Origin of the sequence: Pseudomonas sp. UBA4194, from assembly GCF_002379585.1 — a bacterium.
Classification (GTDB): domain Bacteria; phylum Pseudomonadota; class Gammaproteobacteria; order Pseudomonadales; family Pseudomonadaceae; genus Aquipseudomonas.
Window position 1 is genome coordinate 1,723 of sequence record NZ_DFUE01000074.1, and the last position, 2,115, is coordinate 3,837.

The following is a 2,115-nucleotide window of genomic DNA, read 5'->3' on the forward strand; positions in this document are numbered from 1 at the left end:
GCCGCTCCTACAGGGGGTGGGCGGGTTTCGGTTTGGTCGGCCTTGCCGCCCAGGTACCATCCCACCACTGCCCACGTCGCGGCGCACAGCGCGCCGACCACGGCGATCAGCACGGCGCCCTGGCCGAGCAGGTCGAGCAGGCTCTTGACCCAACCGCTGAAGGCATCGCCGCCACGATAGACCACGGTGTCGATGAAGTTCTTGGCTTTGTACTTGGTCTCCGCGTCCAAGGGCGCAAACAACATCTCCCGACCCGGGCGCACAAACGCGTATTCACCGATACGACGCGCGATCATCAGCCCCGCCAGCATGGCGAAGGTCGGCGCCAACGCCAGGCCGATAAAGCCCAGACATACCACGCCAGGCACCAGCGCCAACAACGTAGGCAGCCCCAGCTTCTGCGCCAGGCGCCCGGTGATGAACAACTGCGCTGTCAGCGCCCCGGCTTGCACCACGAAGTCGATGATACCGAACACCCTGACCTGCTCTTCGCGACTGGGAAACAGCTGCGCGACCAACCTCGCCTGCTCGAAATACAGAAACGTGCTCACGGTGGCCAGCAGCACCACGAATGCACAAACGCCCAGCAGATAACGCGATCCCAGCACGCGCGTCAGTCCGCTGAACGGATTGCCCGGAACGGGTTTGCGCGGGTTGTCCGCGCGCTCGGCACCGGGTCGCCCTGCGCCTCCGGTCGCCCGCCAGGCCATGAGAAAATGCTTGAGCGCTACCGCCAGCGCCAACAACACCGCTGCCATCACCGCCAACCCACTCGGCCCCAGAGCGCCCACCAACAGCGTACTGATCGCCGGCCCCACCAGACCGCCGACGCTGGCCCCGGCGGCAATGAAAGCAAACAGGCGCTTGGCCTGGGGCCCATCGAACACATCGGCCATCAGGCTCCAGGCGACCGAGATCACAAACAGGTTGTAGACCGAAATCCACACGTAAAACACCCGAGCCAACCACACGCTGTCTTCAAGGCTGGTGAATGCCACAGCGAACAGCACGAGATTGATGCAAAAGAACCCGTAGACCCAGTCGATGTAATGCATCCGGGGGACGCGGGAGTTGAGCCAGCCGAACAACGGGACGGCGATCAGCATGGCCACGAAAGTGGCGGTGAACAGCCATTGCAAGTTCTCGACGCCGCCCTGAATGCCCATGGATTCGCGGATGGGCCGCAGCATGAAATAGCCGCAGAACAGACAGAAGAACAACGCAAACCCCGCCACGGCAGGCAGCAGTTCGCCAGGCCGGGCATTGATGGCCCGGCCCATGCGGGCAATGGCTTGGCTCATTCAGCGATCCTCAGGCGAATTCGGCGGCGATCCGCTGCAACTGTTGGGCATTGGGTAACCTGCCCTGGCCGGCCAGCAGGTTGTCGAGCATGTACTTTGGCTGCGACGTTGCCGGAATGACAGTGGTGACAGCCGGATTGGCGAGCACGAACTTGAGCATCAACTGCGCCCACGATGTGGCATCGAGTTCGGACTGTGCCCAAGCCGGAAGCGCCTTGCCCTTGACCTTGGCGAACAAGCGACCCGCTTCATAGGTGCGATTGATCAGGGTGGCGATGCCCTTGTCGGCGCAGTACGGCAGCAGGCGCTTTTCGGCATTGCGTGCGCCAATGGAGTAATTGACCTGAACGAAATCAACCTTTTCCTTGGCCAGCACCGCCAGCAGGTCATCATGAGCGGACTCGACATAGTGGGTGATGCCGATGTAACGAATGCGCCCCTGTTCCTTCAATTCCCGCAACAATTTGAGCTGGGTGGCGGTGTCTTGCAGGTTGTGTACCTGGATCAGATCGATCTTGTCGGTCTGCAGCGCAGCAAAGCTGGCCTCGATCTGGCGCAGACCCGCGTCCAGGCCAGTGGACGATACCTTGGTCGCCAGGAAAACCTTGCCGCGTCCCCCTGCCCGCTTGACCAGCTCACCGCTGACGGCTTCGGCATCGCCATAACTGGGCGCGGTATCGATGACTTTGCCACCCCCCTCGAGAAACGCCTTGAGGACTTGTTCCAAGGGCGCCATCTGCTCCGAGGCCACATCGACGTTGAATGTCTGCGACGTGCCCAGGCCGATGACGGGCAGTGCCTCACCACTGGATGG

2 protein-coding genes are annotated in these 2,115 nt (G+C 62.3%); both read right to left on the reverse strand.

What is annotated here, in order from left to right; translation table 11 throughout:
* On the reverse strand, window positions 1–1,301 hold a 1,301-nt coding region (locus B3397_RS17720), incomplete at its 3' end, for an NTP/NDP exchange transporter (protein ID WP_296252594.1).
* Between the two features lie 10 nt (window positions 1,302–1,311).
* A partial coding sequence (locus B3397_RS17725) for an aldo/keto reductase (protein WP_296252596.1) occupies window positions 1,312–2,115 on the reverse strand: 804 nt, incomplete at its 5' end.